This is a genomic window from Rubripirellula tenax, from assembly GCF_007860125.1.
GTDB classification, from domain to species: domain Bacteria; phylum Planctomycetota; class Planctomycetia; order Pirellulales; family Pirellulaceae; genus Rubripirellula; species Rubripirellula tenax.
The window spans coordinates 1,402,921-1,421,708 of sequence record NZ_SJPW01000002.1 but is presented as its reverse complement, the minus strand read 5'-3'; the positions used below and the strand labels follow the sequence as shown (position 1 = coordinate 1,421,708).

Sequence of the window (18,788 nt, the reverse complement as noted above, 5' to 3'; positions counted from 1 at the left end):
TTTTTGTTTTGCAACATCAGTGTGACGCGGGACGCCCTTGTTCTGAAACACCAATCCGAGGTTACGCAATGCCGCGAAACCGACGCACCTCAATCAACCGTCAAACTGCGCCCTGAAGAGACCACACCCCGCTGCTTCCGATAAGCTGTTCGCATCGCGAATCACTGGCGATGCAATCTCCCAGGACAACGAGGCGATCCGAACGGCATCGAGCGTGGCGACCGCGAGCACGCCGATGATGGCCGACCGCCAAAGGATAACGCGCCAACGAGGGTTCGCTTGGCGAAGAGCAAAATGAAGCGTCCAAGCGATCATCAACACGATCGTCATTTTCAACAGCGCCGTGACGATCCAAGGTGCATCGACAAAGGACTCAACCCAACGAGAGAACAAAGTGGTGGCACTCATGATTTCTTCTTCCGTTTTTGGGAGGTAGACGTATCTTTGGCAAGCCGTTTCAATTCGGCGATGTCGTCATCGGAGAGTTTTTCGGACTTCACGAGATTGAACAGCAGCGTGCGGGTCGACCCTTCGCAAAACTGGTCCGCGAGATCGGCGATCATGGTGCGGAACGCACGTTGTCGCCGCGTCTTGGCGCTATAAACAAACGCCTTGCCAACTTGCCGCCGAGTGACGTGGTCTTTCTCGACGAGAATCGCCAGCACCGAGCGGAGTGCTGCGTTCTTAATCTCACACGGAAACACGGCCTGGATTTCGGCGGGTTTCATCGCACCGTGCTCCCACAAGAGCTGCATGACTTCGAATTCGCCCGCTGTGAACTGCGGCATAGAATCGGCTCGAAGCGATGAAGCTTCAATCAACGATGTGCAGAGCTTTCCACACATTGGAGCCGTTGTCGAGATCCAATGTGCAGAAGAATCTTCATATTGTTACGAACGCTCTTCATCGAGTTCCCGTGGATCAACGGGATTCGTTGCGAAACGAAATGGTTTCCTTCGGTACGCTTTTCTCCCAGTCTGCGTTTGGGATCGCTGGAGGAAGTTCTGTGGTCAGTACCGCCACCAGACTCGGAAGCTGCTTCGTTTTCTCCACATTCAACACGATCCCGACGTTGCGATGGTAAAACGCTCGTCCATCGGCTAGCTGGATGTATCTCATCATCAGTCCAAAGTTCTTCGGCTTTACGATGAGCTTCGTGCTGGATGGGCCAACGTGATAGCCCCACCTGGCGATTTCCTTTTCGGCAACTGCGTGATAGGGCTTCAACTCACCATCCATTTGCAACTCAATCGGCTGCCCACGTTGGATAACCAACAGGGGATCAACTGGCGTTCCGGTCTTGGGAATCGATTGATGCAACAGCGGCTTCGAGGCGACTCGGTATTTGGACGTCTGGGCATCGGCAGCGTCGAACCAAAATGGTTGATGAAGCCGTTCCGCCAATGGGCCCGATGGCTCATCACGAATCGTTTTTAAGTCAGGCTGTGTGCCATCGTTGATCTCGAGAATGTTTTTGTTGGCGGGATCCATTACATAGATAAAGAGCTGGGTGTAAGACCGGAAAGATCCGATGAGTCTACCGTCGTCCAAAAGTGAGAAGGTGACTTTGAGGACACCGTTGGCTGGATTCGGAAACGCGGCCTCGGACGTCAGTTGACCGGAAACCCAATCATAGACTCGGACCCGTACCGCTCGCGTTCTCAGGGCATTCTGGGCGACGGCGCTACTCGATGAGGAAGAATCTACGACAGCAAACTTTGATCCTTCGTCGCTAAAAATAACTCGCATTCCGCTACCGATGTTTGTTCGAATTGCGCCATCGGCTGTTAGTGGTCCTGTCCATCGAAGTTCCTGGGTATCGAAAACCTGTAAAGACATGTCTTGGCGAGAGCCCTGATCGTCATCGGGTTCAAGTTCGATATTTTTCAACGCAAAGATGGCATAGCGTCGGTCGGGAGTCATGGTCAACAAGCGAGCCCCCGTAAGCGTCAGGATGGCCTGCGGAACGCACTCGGGCAACTTCCACAGCACGGTAGTATTCGATTTTGACTCGGTCAAAACTAAGTTTCGGCGGATAAACGTAGCACTGTCCGCTGGGTGATGGACCCAGCCGCATGCGTGCAACTTGATTCCGGGCGCCCAAACGTCGATCTTTCGGCCGTGCTTGATGGTGACGAACATCGATCCATCGTGGCTGATGTCTTCGATGTCACAATCGAATGGCAGTTGGACTTGATGCAGCCGCATTGGCTTTTCGAGCGACCAAATTTCTGCGGTATTCGACTGATGTGATGGAAGCGGTCCCTGATAGCTTGCCGAAGGATTTTCATACTTGCGAGACATCGCGACGAACTGGCGAGTGTTTGAAATGACTTTCTGTGGCGGAATGGCATCCACGAGGAAATCTGCGGTGACGCGAGGATGCGGCTGTAACGGTTTGACATCACGCGTGGTTAATGGCGGCGGTGGCGAATGGAACGTTATTTTTGCGGGTGTGACTCGATTGGGAACCCGTTCGGACACGGACTTGCGGATTGCGGCCAATGCTTGGGCCGATTGCGGATTGCGAGGGTTCACGCAGATCAGTTCTTTCGAGCGCGTGAGCGACACAATCATGTGGTCGGGGGTCAAAATTCGACACTCGGATTCGATCGGCGGCGACTTCCAGTAGGGTGCCCCCGTTTCGCCATCGATGAAAAATCCTGGTCCTAGAAACCAACCTGATCCGTCGGGGTGCGGTTGCAAACTTGATTCGGATGTATGCGACATCCGGCCATAACTGTGATCGCTGTGTTGTCGATCCAGTCGCCGTGAGGCATTCGCTATGTCAAATGAAACAAGAAATGGTCTTGATTGCCGTTCGTAGGTAACGGTCAGTTCCGATCCATCGCTGCTGAAGCAAACACCATAGATGCGATAGCCATCTTCGCTTCCGTACGACTTTGGTTGGACGAGCGAGAACTGTCTGATCGGCGAACCGTCCGCGACTCGGTACACATGCACTTCAGCGCCCAATGCCACCGCGTAGTAAGTGCCTTGCCCGCTAACTGCCATGATTCGTTGATTTCCCGTCCGCGAACTCTGGGTCCGCCGGATAGTCCGGGAATGCATCTGCTCGCCCGACGGAAGGTTGTACACGTACACTTCGATCTGATCAGACTCTTCGGCCATGGCAATGAAATGTTCGTCGGTTGCAAATCCGCTCCATTCCAATCTTGGCAATTTATCCGCTTGTCCAAATGATCGAATCAGTTTCCCATCGTCGGTATCCAACAGATCAATGCGGTTCCCTTCTTTGTTGTTTTGGACCGCCAGCATGCTTCCGTCGGGACTCAGCGACACCGCATTGCCGGTTGACGGCAACGAATGGACAGGCGAAGCGTCACCATTGATCAGGTTGATCAGTTGCCACTGCTTCGATGAATTCGTGTTGACGACAAACGTTGACAAGGTTGCCGGAAACACCAAGTCACTGCCCGCCTCCATGGGGACTTTGAGTGTCGAAAGTGGTCGGCCAATTTGACGCGAACCTTCGGCTAGGTAAGGTTGAAGGTCTTTGCCGACGACAGCGGGTTGCGGGGCCTCAGCAGTCTTCGTTTCAGTCACGACCAAACGCTCGGACGCGAGCTTTGAAGACTCCTGGGTCAAAGACTGCGTTTGATCGGGGCTGCACCACCCCAGAGAACAAGTGTTGTCGGGAGCCAAGTGCTTTTGAAAAACGATCCAACTCACGGTCAGCATTAGTCCACAAATCAATTCAAAGCAACGCGGCAGTACTTGTCTGATGTGCATGACGCTGTTCCTGTTTCAGCACGAAGCGTGGGGAAGTGCGGAAGGTAATATTGATTCCCGATTGAGGAACGAAAGGAAGGCGTCCATCGCATTGGATTGCCGCCATTCGGTCACCGTAAGGAATGCTGATTCCGTGTCCGCCGCTAAATTGTAAACGGATTGCATCAGCCTCGTGGGATCAGAGACGGGTCCAGGATGATCAGTGTTCGGGCTAGAGTGGCGGACCATCGATAACCAACGATGTGTCGTCCGCAACAGTGAATGTCTACCAACCGGGAATCACTCTCTGAGCTACGGTGGCAAATGCCATGGCGGCAAGGACCAGCGAGATGCCGACCAGTGGTTGCGGGACTCGAAATCTGGCTTCGAGCCAGCGAACGGCGTCGATCATGAACGTCAACAGCGCGCCGCCAATCGCTGCGCAGATCACGTAGGGAACGACAGCTTCGGGGCGGCCGCAAAAGTAGATCACGTAGGGCAGGATCAGAATGGCTGCGGTCAATGCCGCGATTAGCATTCGCCGGTAAAGCGGCGAGCGACCGGCGGCGACAACGGCTGCGAAGCCCGCGACGATGGGCCAGGCATAGACGCCGGCTTGTCGATCAAGCAACGTCACTTCCGAAGCCACGACTTGCATCATCGCCGCAACGACTACACCCCAGAACACACGATCAATCCGCGGAGGCCGTAGCCGCCCCAGAGCCAATGCGAATGCGGCACTCGCAATCGTCGTCACCACTCCGGCCAGCATCATGTCATGCCCACGGGCACTCAAGAACGCGGCCAGAATGGTCGCCACCAGCGTCACGACAAAGATGGACGATAGCCGAAACTGCAGCGTGTCTTTGGCCGGAACCGCGTGGTCAACCGATTCTCCGTCGTCGCTCATCCCGATTCTCTCCGATGATCACCAATGCGATAGTCCTTGTCACGCAATCATGTTACCGCGAAAACTGCTAGCCGAACCATCATGGGCGATCGTCTCTTTCAAAAGCTGCTAAGGCTTGGTCCATCAACTGTGTTCGATCCTGGCTCAGAGCGATACGCAATTCATCCGAAACATATCTTGCGCCCCTATCAGTCTGTTGGCCGCAGGCATCAGCTTTCGATACGCAATGAATCGTTTCCGGCGTAGCACGAAGATCGCGTCCGGACGGCTGTTCGCTCCGTGCACCCCTCCGGCTTGTCGTGCTCGTCGCCGCTCTTGCGTCCAGGCTTCTTCGAATTGGCTCATGTTTCTTTCGAAGCGGAGTCGCTTGAAACTTTCCCTGTCGCTAGACGCTGCTAATGCAGCAGCTTGTATTTGGCATCTGCTTGATGACATTCAGCAGTGCTTAGCCGTCGGGGCACTTGGGATCGATTACCGGCATCTCCATGATCCCGGAAACTCTGGCCCAGCAGATTTGAATTTACCAAGACCGTTTCCCGAACGGCAAGCAACTGCGTCTTGAGTTCGCTTTGTTTACCCTAAAAAACGCTTCGCTGCGTCAGCGAACTTTTTCCCTTTTAGTCGGCCTGGTTCTTCGATCCAACGGTACGTAATAACGGAAACAAGTGTGAGGGAAATCAAATAAACAAGGAGGCATGCATCACCAGCCCAGACGTTGATCTGATGCAAGCTTTGCAAATGGCCAACGTCAATTTTCCCCTTAGAGAATTGTGACACCGCAAAACTTACCAGCATCAGTACCATCACATGGTTGAGATAAATGGAATAGCTTCTTTTGCCCATGTAAAGCAACCACTTTGCTTCCAGGGCGCGACTTATCCAGGACCCTGAATCTTTCACCAAGGCATAAATGGACATTGCAAAGCAAAAAGGCATTGACAAAAGGTAGGCTGACTTTGGGTCGCAAGATGCCATCATCACCACGCTGAAAATAAAACAGCAGCACAAGACAATAGTCGATGTAAGAGCGGACCACCCATCATTGTGTTTGTCGAAAACACTGAAGGTGAGGACTCCCAAGCCAAAGCTAAAGATACACCTCGCAAGTGAAGCCGTGACGGGCAGAAGCAGGCCGTACTCTTGATGGTAGACCCTCATGGCAACAAATCCGACGCACGCTAAACTCGCCAGTATCAGCATTCGGATCATCGCGGTCCGAGCAAGAATGCATGCAAATAGAAACACAAGGTATGCATAAAATTCCGTGCTTATCGACCAGCTGGGGATATTCAAAATCGGCTGTTCGGCCAGCCCGATTGCATGCGACATCGTCAAATTTAGCGTTAGAAGATATAGCCAGTCACCACCAAAAGGGTCTTCCTTGCCCAGGAATTTCCAAGCGATGAACTGAATGACGCCAACCCCGAGGAGGGTTGCGAAATGCAAAGGATAGAGGCGGAAAATTCGCTTGATTACGAACGAAACTGATGAACCTAACGATCGGTCCATGCGACCATAGGCGTTGAAAATGACGAATCCTGAGAGAACGAAAAAGAAATCCACGAGAACCCATGCGTTTTGAAAGGGGCGTAGATACGTTACATGAGACACCCACGTCGCGTGAAAAAAGGCGACGGTAGCAGCACAAATAAATCGGACGGATTCGAGGCTTCCAAAGAACCGTCGACTGGAGTCGGATGAACTGGAAACTGTGTTTGTGTGCTGATTTTTCATGTTGATGTTCTCATTGTCCCGTCATCCGTCAAGTCACAGTAGCTGGCGAGTAGATCGTTTTGCGATGGTATCGTTCCGTGGTCAGTTTCAACAACGTCGCCCCTGTTATGTCGCGTGTTGGTTAAGGCACGCTGGCCGACAGAGGTTGTACGTTGCGTCTATTGGCAAAGCTGCAGCGCCAATTTGCTCGAATCGAGAGACAGTACTTGCACCTGGCACTGGATCGTCCCAATTTCCCGTACCGGACGTTTTGAAAGGTAGGTTGAGGGGCCAGGGCAATCGCACGTCGAAACTTGCAAATTCGCGTTCAATGTTGCGGAATTTTTACTAACGCTACGGACTGCCAGTTGCCTTTCTCGCTCGACGAGTAAAAACGGATGCCTCGCGGATCGTTCGCAGTTTGAATCACGCCGCCGCCAAATACTTGGGCGTGACTTGAAATTTCGCCATCTTTCGCAATGTCCGCTTTTGCGGCAAGTGGTCGATTCAACGGATCGCAGTCTTTGCCAGAGTTCGAACCGTTTTTTGAAGAAATCGACGCGTGATTGCCCTGGAGTCTGCCTGGCTTCGACAATGGTTAAAAGTCATATCGCTGACTCCTACGATTTGCTGCACTTTGCCACTGGCAAACTTCGCATCGATATTTCGAAAAGTTTTGAAAACTTTCTTGGATATGAATCGTTTTCGCTACTTCATTGAAAGATTCGCCAATCTTGACTGGTGAACTTTCATAACCCATGGATCAATTTGGAGAGCATTCGATTGCGACTCGGAGGTCCGATCAAAATATTGCTACCGCAACGTGCGTTTCGTTCAGAATGCTCTCAATATCCGCCCAGCTAAACGCGGTCGATGTACTTGTTGACCAAGTTTTCGAGCATCTCTTGGCGGCCGCTGACGTTGGGGGCGGCTTCGCCTTTTTCCAGCATGTACGTTTCCAGTTCGGAAAGTCCGACGGATCCGGCTTCGATCTTTGCGCCGATGCCTTCGTCGAACGACGCGTATCGTTTGGCGACGAAACCTTCCAATGCTTTGTCGGCGCGAATGGCGGCGGCAATCTTCAAGCCTTTCGCATAGGCGTCCATGCTGCCGATGTGGGCATAGAACAGATCGATCGGCTCGAACGATTCGCGGCGAACCTTGGCGTCGAAGTTCACACCGCCGCTGCCCAAGCCGCCGTGCTTGAGGATGTAGTACATCGTTTGCGTGGTCAGGTAGTAGTCGGTTCCGAATTGGTCGGTGTCCCAACCCAGCAACATGTCGCCCGTGTTGGCGTCGATGCTGCCCAAGGCGTTTTGCATGCCCGCGTAATCGATCTCGTGCATCATCGTGTGACCGGCCAATGTCGCGTGATTGGTTTCGAGATTCAACTTGAAGTGATCCTCCAATCCATACGTGCGAAGGAAGTTCATGCACGCGGCCGCGTCGCTGTCGTATTGGTGCTTGGTCGGTTCTTTGGGTTTGGGCTCGATCAAGAATTGACCTTTGAAACCGATCTTCTTGGCATAGTCGACCGCCATGTGGAAGAAGCGACCGAGGTGGTCGAGTTCACGTTTCATGTCGGTGTTGTAGAGATTTTGGTAGCCTTCGCGTCCGCCCCAGAACACATAGTTCTGGCCGCCGAGTCGGTGGGTGACTTCCATGGCTTTCTTGACTTGAGCGCCCGCGTACGCGAATACGTCGGCGTTGCAAGTCGTTGCAGCGCCGTGCATGAAGCGGGGGTTCGAGAACATGTTGGCGGTGCCCCACAGCAACTTCACACCGCTGCGTTTTTGTTCTTCTTCCAACACATCGGCGACGGCATCGAGGTTCTTGTTCGATTCGGCCAACGACGCGCCTTCGGGTGCAACGTCACGATCGTGAAAGGCGTAGAACGGCGCTTGCAATTTTTCGAACAACTCGAAGGCCACGCGGGCTCGTGTTTGCGCGTTCTTGACCGACTCGCTGCCGTCGTCCCAAGGACGATCCGCCGTGCCGGGACCGAACGGATCGGCGCCGGTGCCGCGAAACGTGTGCCAGTAAACGATCGAGAACCGCAGGTGGTCCTTCATCGTTTTGCCTTCGATCACTTCGTCGGGGTTGTACCAACGAAAGGCGAGGGGATTATCGCTTTTGGGGCCTTCGTATTGGATTTTAGGAATGTCGGCAAAGGCGCTCATCGGCGGTGTTCCGTGTTGGGGCGGGATGGAGTGCGGGAATCAAAAGCTGGAGACAAAGTATCGGCTCGTCACGCACCGTCGGCAACCGGGTGTAGGGTGATTCCACGCCCTTCCGTCGTCTTCAATCTGGGCTCTTCGACGACGTGAATTTCAGCAGTAACCAGTCGCCAAGTCGCGGAAAGGCGTGGCCGATCGCAATCAGGGGACGTAGATAGCCGGGCATCACCACGTCGGGCGTGCGTCGCTGGATGCAGCGGACGACGGCGGCAGCGACGCGTTCGGGCGACAGACCCTTCAGTCGGGCGCCGCCGCCCGGTTTGGCCGCTTGGTCGGGCAAGTTTTCGTTGAGTTGCTGTGTGTAGCGATTGCCCGCATCGGCGCGGCGGATCGGTCCGGGACTGACCAGCGCAACGTGGATGCCTCGAGGTTTCAGTTCCAACCGCATCTGGCTAGTCATACCGGCCAGAGCGTGTTTGACGATTGCGTAACCGCCGATGTAACGAGCACCCACTTTGGACGCCAGCGAACCAATGTTGACAATCACGCCGCCCGTTGTTTCCAACATTGGAATTGCGTATTGGCTGCACAATAGCGAAGAAACCACATTCTGTTGCCAAAGCGTGTGAAGGCGGTCCTGGGCCAGGTTCTCCAGCAGGCCCCGGTCGCTGGTGCCGACCGTGTTGACCAACACATCCAAACGTCCGAATTTGGTCTTCACAAACCGAAACAGCTCGCCAACTTCGCTGGATTCCGTAACGTCGGCGGTTTTTCCTAGTGGGACATTGTCGACGGAATCGCCGCCAAGGCTGGACGCGATCGCTTGGCATGCTTTTTCAATGCGATCGGCATCGCGTCCGACGATCACGACACGGTATCCTTTAGCAGCCAAGACTTGGGCGATGCACAAGCCCAGTCCCGCGGATCCTCCCGTCACGACTGCAACAGGCGTTTGAACTGTTTTCAAATGCATTCGGGTTGCGTTGTGTTGGAGGTGGACAGAGAGAGCAGCCTGACAGAGAGAGCAGGGCAGGGGAGGGTACACAAGTGTAGCCAACCGTCCGAAACAACTCCAACGGTGTATCGCTGCGGCACTTCGGGCAATCATTCCTTACGCGAGAATACCATGTCGAGACCGTCAATCCATGAAGCGTGTACCAAGATCGTTGCGACGGTCGGTCCGGCATGTAGCGGCGTCGATCGATTGTCGGCAATGATCGAGGCGGGCGTCGATGTTTTCCGCATCAACACCGCGCACGGTAGTCGCCAGGAACATGCCCAAGTCCTTGCCGACATTCGCGAAGCATCGCAGCGAGTGGGCTTTCATGCCGCCGTGCTGCTGGATCTGGCGGGTCCGAAAATTCGATTGGGCACGCTGGTGACGGACCCGATGAGGTGTTCGATCGGCCAACGGGTCAGCCTGATTCGAGGCGACGTCAGCACGGTCGCCAACGAGCTTACTAGTTCTTACGAACGTTTGGTCGACGAATTGGAGCCCGGCGATCAAGTGATGTTGGCGGACGCCGCCGTGGGATTAAGAGTCGAATCGGTCACGAGCGACCGCGCGGAGTGCGTGGTTGTCGCCGAAGGCACCATCCGCAGTCGCCAAGGCATCAACTTGCCCGGCGTCAAGTTGTCGGTATCGGCGCTGCTTCCCGACGACATCGACAATGCGATTTGGGCTGCACAAAACGGAATCGACTTGGTGAGTTTGTCGTTTGTTCGCAGCGCCGAAGATGTGCTCGGTCTGAAACGATTGCTCGCCGAGCATCAATCGCAAGCTATCGTCATTGCCAAGATCGAAAAGCCCGAGGCGATGGAAAACTTGGAAGAAATCGTTGACGCGACCGACGGTGTGATGGTCGCGCGGGGCGACTTGGGCGTCGAAATCGATGTCGCGGAAACGCCCGTTGCTCAGAAACGAATCATCCGCGTCTGTAAGCAAAGGGCGACACCGGTCATCGTGGCGACACAGATGTTGGAATCGATGCACCACAGTGCGCGGCCGACGCGCGCCGAAGTCAGCGATGTTGCCAACGCCATTCTGGATGGCGCCGACGCTTGCATGCTTAGCGGCGAAACCGCGATCGGTGAGTACCCGATCGAATCGGTTCGGATGATGAACCGCATCATGCGGGCGACCGAGCGGGACATGTTGCGGTCACGAAACCGAGCGGCAGGCAGGCAGCGACAGATCGACACCCACCGCGTGCATCCGATCACCACCGCCGTCACGGTCGCAGCGACGGAGATCGCCGAATCGATCCAAGCGAAGTTGATTGTCATCGCGACACGTAGCGGCAACACGGCTTGGGTCGAAAGTCAAAGTCGCAGTCTGATTCCCACATTGGGCGCGTCGGACTCGATCGAAACGCTGCGACGAATGAATTTGTTGTGGGGGATCAAGCCGGTTTACGTGAATCGGCTTGATGAGACTTCGACCTTGATCGATGTGGTCTGCCAATGGGGACGCGACCACGGCGGGCTAAAACGCGGCGACCACATCGTTTTGGTCACCGGCACAGGCGTGATCAAGAAAGCTCACAATTTGGTTGTGGTGCACACGGTTCCGTGAGCAGGGTTTTCCCTTAGCCGGACTCGCCAGAGTTCCGGTTTTCGTCAGACGGTCGAACAATGAACGGACTGGGAGTCCATTCTACGAGGGCTCCGCCGAGATCAGCAGTGAAACGCCGCCTGAGAGTCTCGGTTCGCTTTCGTTGGCTGATTCCAATGTGATGATCAGACGATTGTTGGGTCGCAGTACCGGTAATACGTCGATGTCGATTCCGGGACGCTCGACGTTGGTCGCGATGATCTGATCGTTCACGGTGACGGTCGTCAGTCGGCCTTCCCAAGACTCGATTCGCAGCAAGACTTTTGTATCCGCATCGATCCCCGACGGCGAGTTGAAGCTTCGCTCGTAAAGGGTTGCTTGTCCCAGCGGTGCCGACGAAGGCGAAAGTGATTCGTACGGGTGTTCCGGGACGTCGACTCGCAATTCGATTCCATCGGGGCCGAGTTTACGCCAGGGCCTTCGCAATCGAATGACGTGCATGGCAACGCTCTTTGGAGGACAAAACAAAAACCCCGGACGATTTCTCGCCCGGGGTTCGTTTTTAACTGTTTTCGCTTTGAAGAGCGAGGCTTACATTTCCGACATCAGACGATCGATGGCCGCTTGGTAATTCGAAAACTCTTGGCTGATCGATCCGCTCTGTGCTGGAGTGAATGTGAAGTCGTCCTTGGCACCAAAGAACTGAACGCCACGACCATCGGCGCTGATGACGAAGTCGGCTGCAGACAGTCGAGCGATCCTCGTCGTCGACTCATCTGAGCCGTTTCCATCAACGATGATCAACAGGGCAGAGTCGCCGGAGTCCGACAGAACGAATTCGACAGCTGAAATGTCGTCGTATCCTTCGCCCAGTACCAAATACTCTTGAACACCCGTCGATCCGTTGAGTGCCACCGAACCGCCCTCGCGGCCTTGGTTGCTATCCGCGGCGTCTGTTTGATTCGTTCGCAAGTAGCTCGATGCCAGGATGTCCAAGTTCTCGAGTGGTGATCCCTTCGTGCCGTAAAGCGCCATGTTGGCGACGGAGATCGTCGACGATCCCGATGAGCCAACGCTCACGGTCGCCGAAGTCGCGCCGATCGGATTGAGTGTCTCGGGAAGATCGTAAACCACGGTGTACGAGCCTGGGGCGACCTGATCAAACGTGTACGAGCCATGAGCACCCGTGTGAACGGTCGCTACGGTCGCACCCGTCGAGTCGGTCAAGCGAACTGCGATACCGCTGAACCCGGTTTCGCCTGCTCCCATCATGCCGTCACGTTGAGGCGTTGCGCCCTTATCGATGACATCGTTAAGGTTCATGACATTGTCGATGAACACGGCACCGGTGATTCTTGAGAGTTGAGCAGTCTGAACGGTGACGGTCACTGTGCCCGTTGCCGTTGCGCCTTCGGTATCGCGAATGGTGTAAGAGATCGTCGTGTTGGTCACACCGGCGGTCGGGGTGAAGGCCAACGTTCCGTTCGCGTTGATGGTGACGGTGCCGCCTGGTGAGCTCGCGGCGGTGACCGTCAAAGCCTGCGGTTCGCCCGCAGGTCCGGCGCTGTCGTTGGCCAGGACGGTGATGTTCGTCGTTCGGCCAGTGAACACGGTGGCCGTGTCGGGGTTGGCCGTCGGCGGAACATTCACAGCCGGGTCGTCGTTGTCAACGATGGTCGCGGTCGAGGAAACGACCGATCCAAGTGTTGCACCGCCGGTCGGGCTGCTCAGGGTGACAGTGAATGTTTCGTTCGACTCGTCGTTGGTGTCTTCGATGATCACAACGGTGATCGTCTTCGATGTTTCACCCGCAGCGAAGTTCAAGGTGCCGCTGTTGGCGGTGTAGTCGGATCCTGCTGTCGCGGTGCCATTGGCCGTTGCGAAGGCAACCGAAACTGCGCCGTCGCTGCCGCCGGTGCGGTTGACGGTGAAGGTTGCCGAAGCGGCTGCTTCACCGACCGAAACCGTCGCGGGCGAGATTGAAAGCGTGCCGGGAATTGGTGCGACGTCGTTGTCCGTGATCGTGACGGTCGATGACGTTGCGGTGCCCAGAGTCGCGCCGCCGGTGGGGCTGCTAATCGTGACCGTGAAAGTCTCGTTTGATTCAACAGCCGTGTCGTTGATGATCGGCACGGTGATCGTCTTGGAAGTTTCGCCAGCAGCAAAGCTCAGAGTACCGCTCGTCGCGGTGTAGTCCGAACCGGCGGTGGCTGTTCCGTTGGCCGTTGCGAAGGCGACCGTGACGGCACCGTCGCTGCCGTTGGCACGGCTGACCGTGAAGGTCGCGTTACCCGCACCTTCACCAACCGTAGCCGTTACCGGAGCGATCGACAGCACGCCGGGCGTGGCTGCGGTGTCATTGTCCGTGATGGTAGCGGTGGAAACCGTTGCGGTTCCCAACGTTGCCCCGCCGGTCGGGCCACTGATTGTGACGGTGAATGTTTCGTTCGATTCGACCGCGGTGTCGTCGATGATCGGCACGGTGATCGTCTTCGACGTTTCTCCCGCAGCAAAGCTCAGCGTTCCGCTGGTCGCGGTGTAGTCCGAACTGGCAGTCGCCGTTCCGTTAGCGGTCGCGAAGGCAACCGACACGGCGCCATCGCTGCCACTTGCACGTGTGACCGTGAAGGTTGCATTGCCCGCACCTTCGGCGACGGTGACCGTAGCTGGGGAGATCGACAGCACACCCGGAGCAACCGAGTCGTTGTCTGTGATCGTCGCGGTTGAGACGGTGCTGGTACCCAGCGTTGCACCGCCGGTCGGTGCGCTCAACGTGACGGTGAATGTTTCGGCCGATTCGACGTCGGTGTCATCGGTGATGTTGACGGTGATCGTCTTGGACACTTCGCCATCGGCAAAGTTCAGCGTGCCGCTGGATGCGGTGTAATCCGACCCAGCCGTTGCGGTTCCGTTGGCGGTTGCGAACATGACCGTGACGGCTCCATCGCTGCCACTGGCGCGATTGACCGTGAAGGTCGCAGTGCCGGCGCCTTCGCTAACCGAAACGGTAGCCGGCGAGATCGATAGAACACCGGGCGTTTGGGCGGTGTCGTTGTCGGTGATCGTGATGGTCGACACAACGGCTGTTCCGAGCGTTGCTCCGCCACCGGGGTTACTCAAGGTCAGCGTGAATGTTTCGTTCGATTCGGCTGCGGTATCGTTGTTGATCGGGACGTTGATCACCTTGGACGTTTCGCCGGCCAGGAAGTTCAATGTTCCGGTCGTGGCGGTGTAATCCATGCCTGCCAAAGCCGTACCATCGGCGGTCGCAAAATCGATGGAAACGGCACCGTCGCTGCCACTTGCTCGGGTGACAGTCAGCGTCGCCATGCCGCCCGCTTCGCCTACCGAAACGGTTGCTGGCGAAATCGAGAACACGCCTGGTTGATTCGTGACGGTGCCCGCGTTGACGATCAACTGGGCCGTTCCGTTGCTGTTGGAATCGACGTCTTCGATCAAAACCAAGTCTTGCGGAACAAAGTCATCGCGGCCGAACAGCAACGTGGCTTCGCGATCTTCGCCCGGCGTCAATTGCAAGCGCAATCCGGATACGGGTTGGTTCACAAACACGCGAACGCTGAACGCGTCGAACGGCTCGATGAAGTTGCCGTCGTCAGTGACGTCGGGAATACCACCACCCTGCAGCGGCACTTGGCTGGCCAAACCGCCGATGTCGGTGAAACCGATCGCACCATCGAATTGGCCACGATTCAACGACGAGTAATACTCTTCGTTCGTGTTGAATGTTCGGCTGAATGCGTTGATGTTGAACTGAACCGCAGCGCTGTTCGGTGTCGTGCCGTCGGCCAAGAACGGAGCAAACTCTTGCGTCTGCGTCGCGATCGTGTCCGCGGCGTTGGTTTCATTGACGTCAACGGCAATGTTAGGCAGGTTTATGTTGGCGAACTTGTCACCGACCCAGTGAACTTGGAAGCCCAAATCGCTGTTGTCGAACGAAAGCGGATCGACGGTGAATTCGGTGGCGGTGTAACCGAACGCCAAAAGTGCGTTGGTGATTTCGCCACGCGAGTTATTGCCGAAATCATTGATCGGCGAAACATAAGTGGTTACCGCACCGCTCGCAGCACCAGCCGGCAATTCTGGAATCGTGAAAGTGACGCTGTCCGAGCCGACGGTCAAAATGTCTTCATCGATGATGAGTCGCTGAGTCTCGTTGAGCACTGGCGAGATCGCGCCGGTTACTCGGTTGCCAGCAGCATCAAACGTTTCGATGTCGGTGAACAGTTGGAACACGCCCAATCGGCTATTGAATGTTCGCAGGTCGTCGTAGCTGACTTCCAGGTCAAAGAACTGACCCACGTCAACATTGATGGCTCCGCTAGCATCGGTGGCGATCAATTCGTCATTGGTCGTTCGAGCGTTGAGCATGATCTCAACCAACTCGCCAACTTCTTCGCCACGTCCCAGAGCGTTGATCACCATCAAGGCGTCGGTGGCGCTGACCTGGTTGTCCGCGTTGACGTCGTAGAACATCCGCGGCCCATCGGCGTCTACGCTGTTGCCGGCGACTTCGGCTTCGCCAGATCGTTGGCGGCCTAGCTCGTTGATGATGGCCAGTGCGTCACGCGACGTGATCTGCTGGTCGTCGTTGACGTCGTAACCGTTCCAGTAATTGTGCTGGGAGGCAAGAATATCGCCTGCAAGCAACTCCCGTTTTTCCAGAAGTTCGTTGCCAAGGCGCCGTTGGGTGACATCACCCCGACGCGGCTTGTCGGAGCGTCGTTGCCGCTTCTCGTTCGAAAGCAATCCGGAGCGGCTGAGCAGGTGACGCAGATTTCTCATCTGTTTTCTCGGGAAGATGCAATGGAATCGTGGGGAATTCAGTACCGACGCGGTGTCGGACCTAGGGGCTGGACCAACTATCCGGCCCAGGGTAATTCAGCGAGGGACAAAGTGTGTCCGAAAAAAGCGAATAGCGGACCTATCTTACCTGGCCTTCCCCATTTATCAATAAACAGTTTGGAATCTTCATTGACCTCGGTCCTTGGCTTGTTCCTTAGAGCGCTGAGTCGCCCAAAGGTTCCTGAAAATCGAGGTCGATCGTCGTAAACAATCCACCGTATTCCTGCGGCAAAGTGCTCTTGGTCCCGGTTTCGCCGGTTTTTGAAGCCGTCTGGCGGTCGTGTTTCGAGAAAATTTCTAAAAATCTTTCGCGACCGCCAAGCTGCAACTCGTTCTGGCCATCTGCCCCGAAGGTAGTATCGGCTACCCAGTGGTACTCCCTTTCATCAACGGCCTCTGAACCGTCAAAGTTGAACATTCGCCGGACATTGGCAATCATTTCTGATTGGGCGATTGGCAAAGATGCGGCGGATGAACCGGTTTGGGAAAGGTATTTGGACGCTGTTTGGGGCACCTGTTTGGGCGAATCCGCAGAGATCGGCAGGGGTTCGGGCCACGCACGCATCAATTCGTCCGCAGAACCTGTACGGATGTGCTCGCCGTTACCGGAGTTCTGTCGTCGGGCCAATTCGTTGATCACCACCAATGCGTCGAGCGCTGAAACCGAACCGTCGTTGTTGACGTCGACATCAAAACCGACGGTGTCGGTGGCGTCCAAGATTCGGGAACCGTTGCGAGTTACGTCGTTGATGATGACCAGGGCGTCACGTGCGGTGACTTCCTCGTCCTGGTTCGCATCGGCGGGGTTCGCCGCGTTGTAGCGAGGGCTGTCTACACGCGTCGCCCCGGCGACCACAAAAGAGCTGGTGCCACCCGAGACGGTAACCTCGATCGGCGTGGAACCGAAGGAATGAATCGGCAGTTCGGCAGCTAGCGAAACCGAATAGGTTCCATCGGGCAGATTCGCCAATCGCAAGGCCCCAGAAACATCGGTCGTTACCAGCGCGCCACCCGTTGATGGATTGACGCCGTATTCCAGTGCTGAAATCGCGACGGATGTGTTGGCGTGACCGAACACGCGAATGCTGGCGATCGACCCGCGTGGATCGGTGACTTCAACAACGACGGATTGTCCCTCGCCGATCGCGGCCGAAGTTTGTCGACCGATCAAGTTGCCGTCGCTATCGAAGGCTTCGACGCGTCCGTAACTGGTTTCGTCGAGTCCGACAAACGATACCGAAACATCGCCCACGGTTTCGTCAAACGCAGCGGTCATGGCAACGCGAGACGACCAGCGGTGGATCCACTGGGATCGTTGCAAATCGAACGATTGAAACACGCGTTGATCGGTACCATCGATCACAAACGCGCCCGCTTCTTCGTCGCTTACCAGGCCATCGGCGGCAATCGAAACTGAACCGGTTGCCGCGTCATCAATGACGCCGTCAGCCAGATCATCCGCGCTGGTCCGTCCGCCGAACAAGGGGGATCCGTCCGGCCGAGTGACGTCGAACCGGGTCATCGCAAGCGTTGATTCGTCGATCGATTTGATTCCGTCGCCGTTCTCGTCAAAAAATACGACACCAGCGATGCTGGCGGGGGCGACCGCAGCGACCGCGCGGGTGCTTGAAACAAGCGGGCTGGTCACGCCCGTTGCGGTGTCGATCACTCGCCAATCGATCGTCGAAAACGGTTCGTCGATCATCACGGAAACGTCGAACGAGGCGACTTGCGAGTCTGGCGTGGCCGCGACGGTCCAAGCACCATCGTCCAATCGATATTGCAATTCGCTGATCCGGCCCAGCGTGATGTCGCTTTGGACACCCGACGAGTTTCGATTGCGCAGCGGCACCGCGGACGCGGTTCCGGTGAATTGATACAGCGATGTTTCCACATCGAAGTGACCGACGGCGTTGATCGCGTGCGGCACATCGGCGAGATCAAAAATGCCGTCGCCATCAGAGTCCTGCCAACCCACCATCGCCAAGGTGACCGCGGGGCTGACGTGGGCCTCGTACGCCGACTGCAGCGGGACGCCGCCCCGCATGATGCTGATTTCTTGAACAAATCCCTCACTTGGATTATCGGCCGCATTCAGGTTTTGGGTGTCGTAGTATCCGCGACGGTCAGTGTAGGAACCGCCGCCTTGGTATTCGTCGCGGGCCCAAAAAATGTGGCCCATTTCGTGCGTGATGGTGGATGCCGGACGAGTCGACGGAGTGACAACGAAAAGACCGCCGGCGAACGCAAAGGCGCCCGAAAAGCTGCCGCCGGACGCGAAAAGACCATCGGGGTCGTCGGACGAGTCCGCGACAAAAATCGTGAACGCCCAATCGGTACCCAACTTGAGTCGTTGGTCGTGATTGAACCTCTGGACGGCTTCTTCGATTGATCGGGCGTCGCCATAACCGAGTTCGGTTACAAAGTGGCCGATGTATTCGTCGAGCGCACCGGTGCTGCGATCGATGGGTTCGTAAGGCGTTTCAAACGGGGTTCGTGCATACGTATCATCGACCACAAATTCCAGATCGTGGACCGTGTCGAGCGAATCCAGCGTGTCGCTCCACCAATTGACCCCCGTGGTGACTTTCGCAAGCATTTCGTCGATCTCGGTCGCCGTCCAGTTCTGGGACTCGGCATCGATCTCGCCGTTGCTTTCCAAGAAGACGGGTGTCACGCCAACGCTGCCGAGTAAGAATTCCCCGGTGTCCTGGGGCGTGACGCCGATCGAATCCGCCGCCATCAACTGCCGAGTCTCCAACCGCTGGACGTTCATCAGCCGCCTAAGCTGACGTCGTCTCCGTTCACTTTGTCGGGCCGATAGAAACCGTCTCGGCAT

At 56.0% G+C, this 18,788-nt stretch carries 11 protein-coding genes; 1 reads left to right on the top strand and 10 read right to left on the bottom strand.

The genetic code is table 11. The annotated features are described in order from the left end of the window. Nucleotides 1–93: 93 nt before the first annotated feature. The 7 genes from Poly51_RS10960 to Poly51_RS10930 all read right to left on the bottom strand — a co-directional run bounded on the left by Poly51_RS10960 (nt 94) and on the right by Poly51_RS10930 (nt 9,505). The gene (locus Poly51_RS10960; RefSeq protein WP_146457144.1) at nt 94–408 is read right to left on the bottom strand and encodes a hypothetical protein; all 315 of its coding nucleotides are present in this window, start codon (nt 406–408) and stop codon (nt 94–96) included. After that, nucleotides 405–788 carry a BlaI/MecI/CopY family transcriptional regulator gene (locus Poly51_RS10955; protein WP_146457142.1) on the bottom strand — a complete coding sequence of 128 codons (384 nt, stop codon included), beginning with the start codon at nt 786–788 and terminating at the stop codon, nt 405–407. The genes Poly51_RS10960 and Poly51_RS10955 overlap by 4 nt, the downstream gene beginning before the upstream one ends. 133 nt (nt 789–921) lie before the next feature. After that, nucleotides 922–3,753: a WD40 repeat domain-containing protein gene (locus Poly51_RS10950; RefSeq protein ID WP_146457140.1), complete on the bottom strand. Its 2,832-nt coding sequence runs from the start codon at nt 3,751–3,753 to the stop codon at nt 922–924. Nucleotides 3,754–4,018: 265 nt separating this feature from the next. After that, nucleotides 4,019–4,642 carry a hypothetical protein gene (locus tag Poly51_RS10945; protein WP_146457138.1) on the bottom strand — a complete coding sequence of 208 codons (624 nt, stop codon included), beginning with the start codon at nt 4,640–4,642 and terminating at the stop codon, nt 4,019–4,021. A gap of 573 nt (nt 4,643–5,215) precedes the next feature. Next, nucleotides 5,216–6,376: an acyltransferase family protein gene (locus Poly51_RS10940; RefSeq protein ID WP_146457136.1), complete on the bottom strand. Its 1,161-nt coding sequence runs from the start codon at nt 6,374–6,376 to the stop codon at nt 5,216–5,218. Between the two features lie 839 nt (nt 6,377–7,215). Beyond that, the gene (gene xylA / locus Poly51_RS10935; RefSeq protein ID WP_146457134.1) at nt 7,216–8,535 is read right to left on the bottom strand and encodes a xylose isomerase; all 1,320 of its coding nucleotides are present in this window, start codon (nt 8,533–8,535) and stop codon (nt 7,216–7,218) included. A 121-nt stretch (nt 8,536–8,656) separates the two neighbouring features. After that, nucleotides 8,657–9,505 (bottom strand): SDR family NAD(P)-dependent oxidoreductase, encoded by an 849-nt coding sequence (locus tag Poly51_RS10930; protein ID WP_146457133.1) that lies wholly within the window; start codon nt 9,503–9,505, stop codon nt 8,657–8,659. A gap of 153 nt (nt 9,506–9,658) precedes the next feature. Here Poly51_RS10930 and pyk point away from each other — a divergent pair, with 153 nt between their 5' ends. Further along, on the top strand, nt 9,659–11,107 hold the full coding sequence (gene pyk / locus Poly51_RS10925; protein WP_146457131.1) for a pyruvate kinase: 1,449 nt from the start codon (nt 9,659–9,661) through the stop codon (nt 11,105–11,107). A gap of 81 nt (nt 11,108–11,188) precedes the next feature. On the opposite strand, the gene Poly51_RS10920 is transcribed toward pyk, so the two are convergent. The 3 genes from Poly51_RS10920 to Poly51_RS10910 all read right to left on the bottom strand — a co-directional run bounded on the left by Poly51_RS10920 (nt 11,189) and on the right by Poly51_RS10910 (nt 18,788). After that, nucleotides 11,189–11,587 carry a hypothetical protein gene (locus tag Poly51_RS10920; protein ID WP_146457129.1) on the bottom strand — a complete coding sequence of 133 codons (399 nt, stop codon included), beginning with the start codon at nt 11,585–11,587 and terminating at the stop codon, nt 11,189–11,191. A 90-nt stretch (nt 11,588–11,677) separates the two neighbouring features. Continuing rightward, a complete protein-coding gene (locus tag Poly51_RS10915; protein WP_146457126.1) occupies nt 11,678–15,889 on the bottom strand; it encodes a Calx-beta domain-containing protein in 4,212 nt (1,403 codons plus the stop codon). A 214-nt stretch (nt 15,890–16,103) separates the two neighbouring features. Continuing rightward, a complete protein-coding gene (locus Poly51_RS10910) occupies nt 16,104–18,788 on the bottom strand; it encodes a dockerin type I domain-containing protein (protein ID WP_146457123.1) in 2,685 nt (894 codons plus the stop codon).

Excerpts from the sequence above, each read along its gene's own strand:
- Poly51_RS10910 (WP_146457123.1), bottom strand. The coding sequence starts at position 18,788 with ATGCCGAGACGGTTTCTATCGGCCCGACAAAGTGAACGGAGACGACGT.
- Poly51_RS10960 (WP_146457144.1), bottom strand. The coding sequence starts at position 408 with ATGAGTGCCACCACTTTGTTCTCTCGTTGGGTTGAGTCCTTTGTCGAT.
- pyk (WP_146457131.1), top strand. The coding sequence starts at position 9,659 with ATGTCGAGACCGTCAATCCATGAAGCGTGTACCAAGATCGTTGCGACG.
- Poly51_RS10950 (WP_146457140.1), bottom strand. The coding sequence starts at position 3,753 with ATGCACATCAGACAAGTACTGCCGCGTTGCTTTGAATTGATTTGTGGA.
- Poly51_RS10945 (WP_146457138.1), bottom strand. The coding sequence starts at position 4,642 with ATGAGCGACGACGGAGAATCGGTTGACCACGCGGTTCCGGCCAAAGAC.
- xylA (WP_146457134.1), bottom strand. The coding sequence starts at position 8,535 with ATGAGCGCCTTTGCCGACATTCCTAAAATCCAATACGAAGGCCCCAAA.
- Poly51_RS10930 (WP_146457133.1), bottom strand. The coding sequence starts at position 9,505 with ATGCATTTGAAAACAGTTCAAACGCCTGTTGCAGTCGTGACGGGAGGA.
- Poly51_RS10920 (WP_146457129.1), bottom strand. The coding sequence starts at position 11,587 with ATGCACGTCATTCGATTGCGAAGGCCCTGGCGTAAACTCGGCCCCGAT.
- Poly51_RS10955 (WP_146457142.1), bottom strand. The coding sequence starts at position 788 with ATGCCGCAGTTCACAGCGGGCGAATTCGAAGTCATGCAGCTCTTGTGG.
- Poly51_RS10915 (WP_146457126.1), bottom strand. The coding sequence starts at position 15,889 with ATGAGAAATCTGCGTCACCTGCTCAGCCGCTCCGGATTGCTTTCGAAC.
- Poly51_RS10940 (WP_146457136.1), bottom strand. The coding sequence starts at position 6,376 with ATGAAAAATCAGCACACAAACACAGTTTCCAGTTCATCCGACTCCAGT.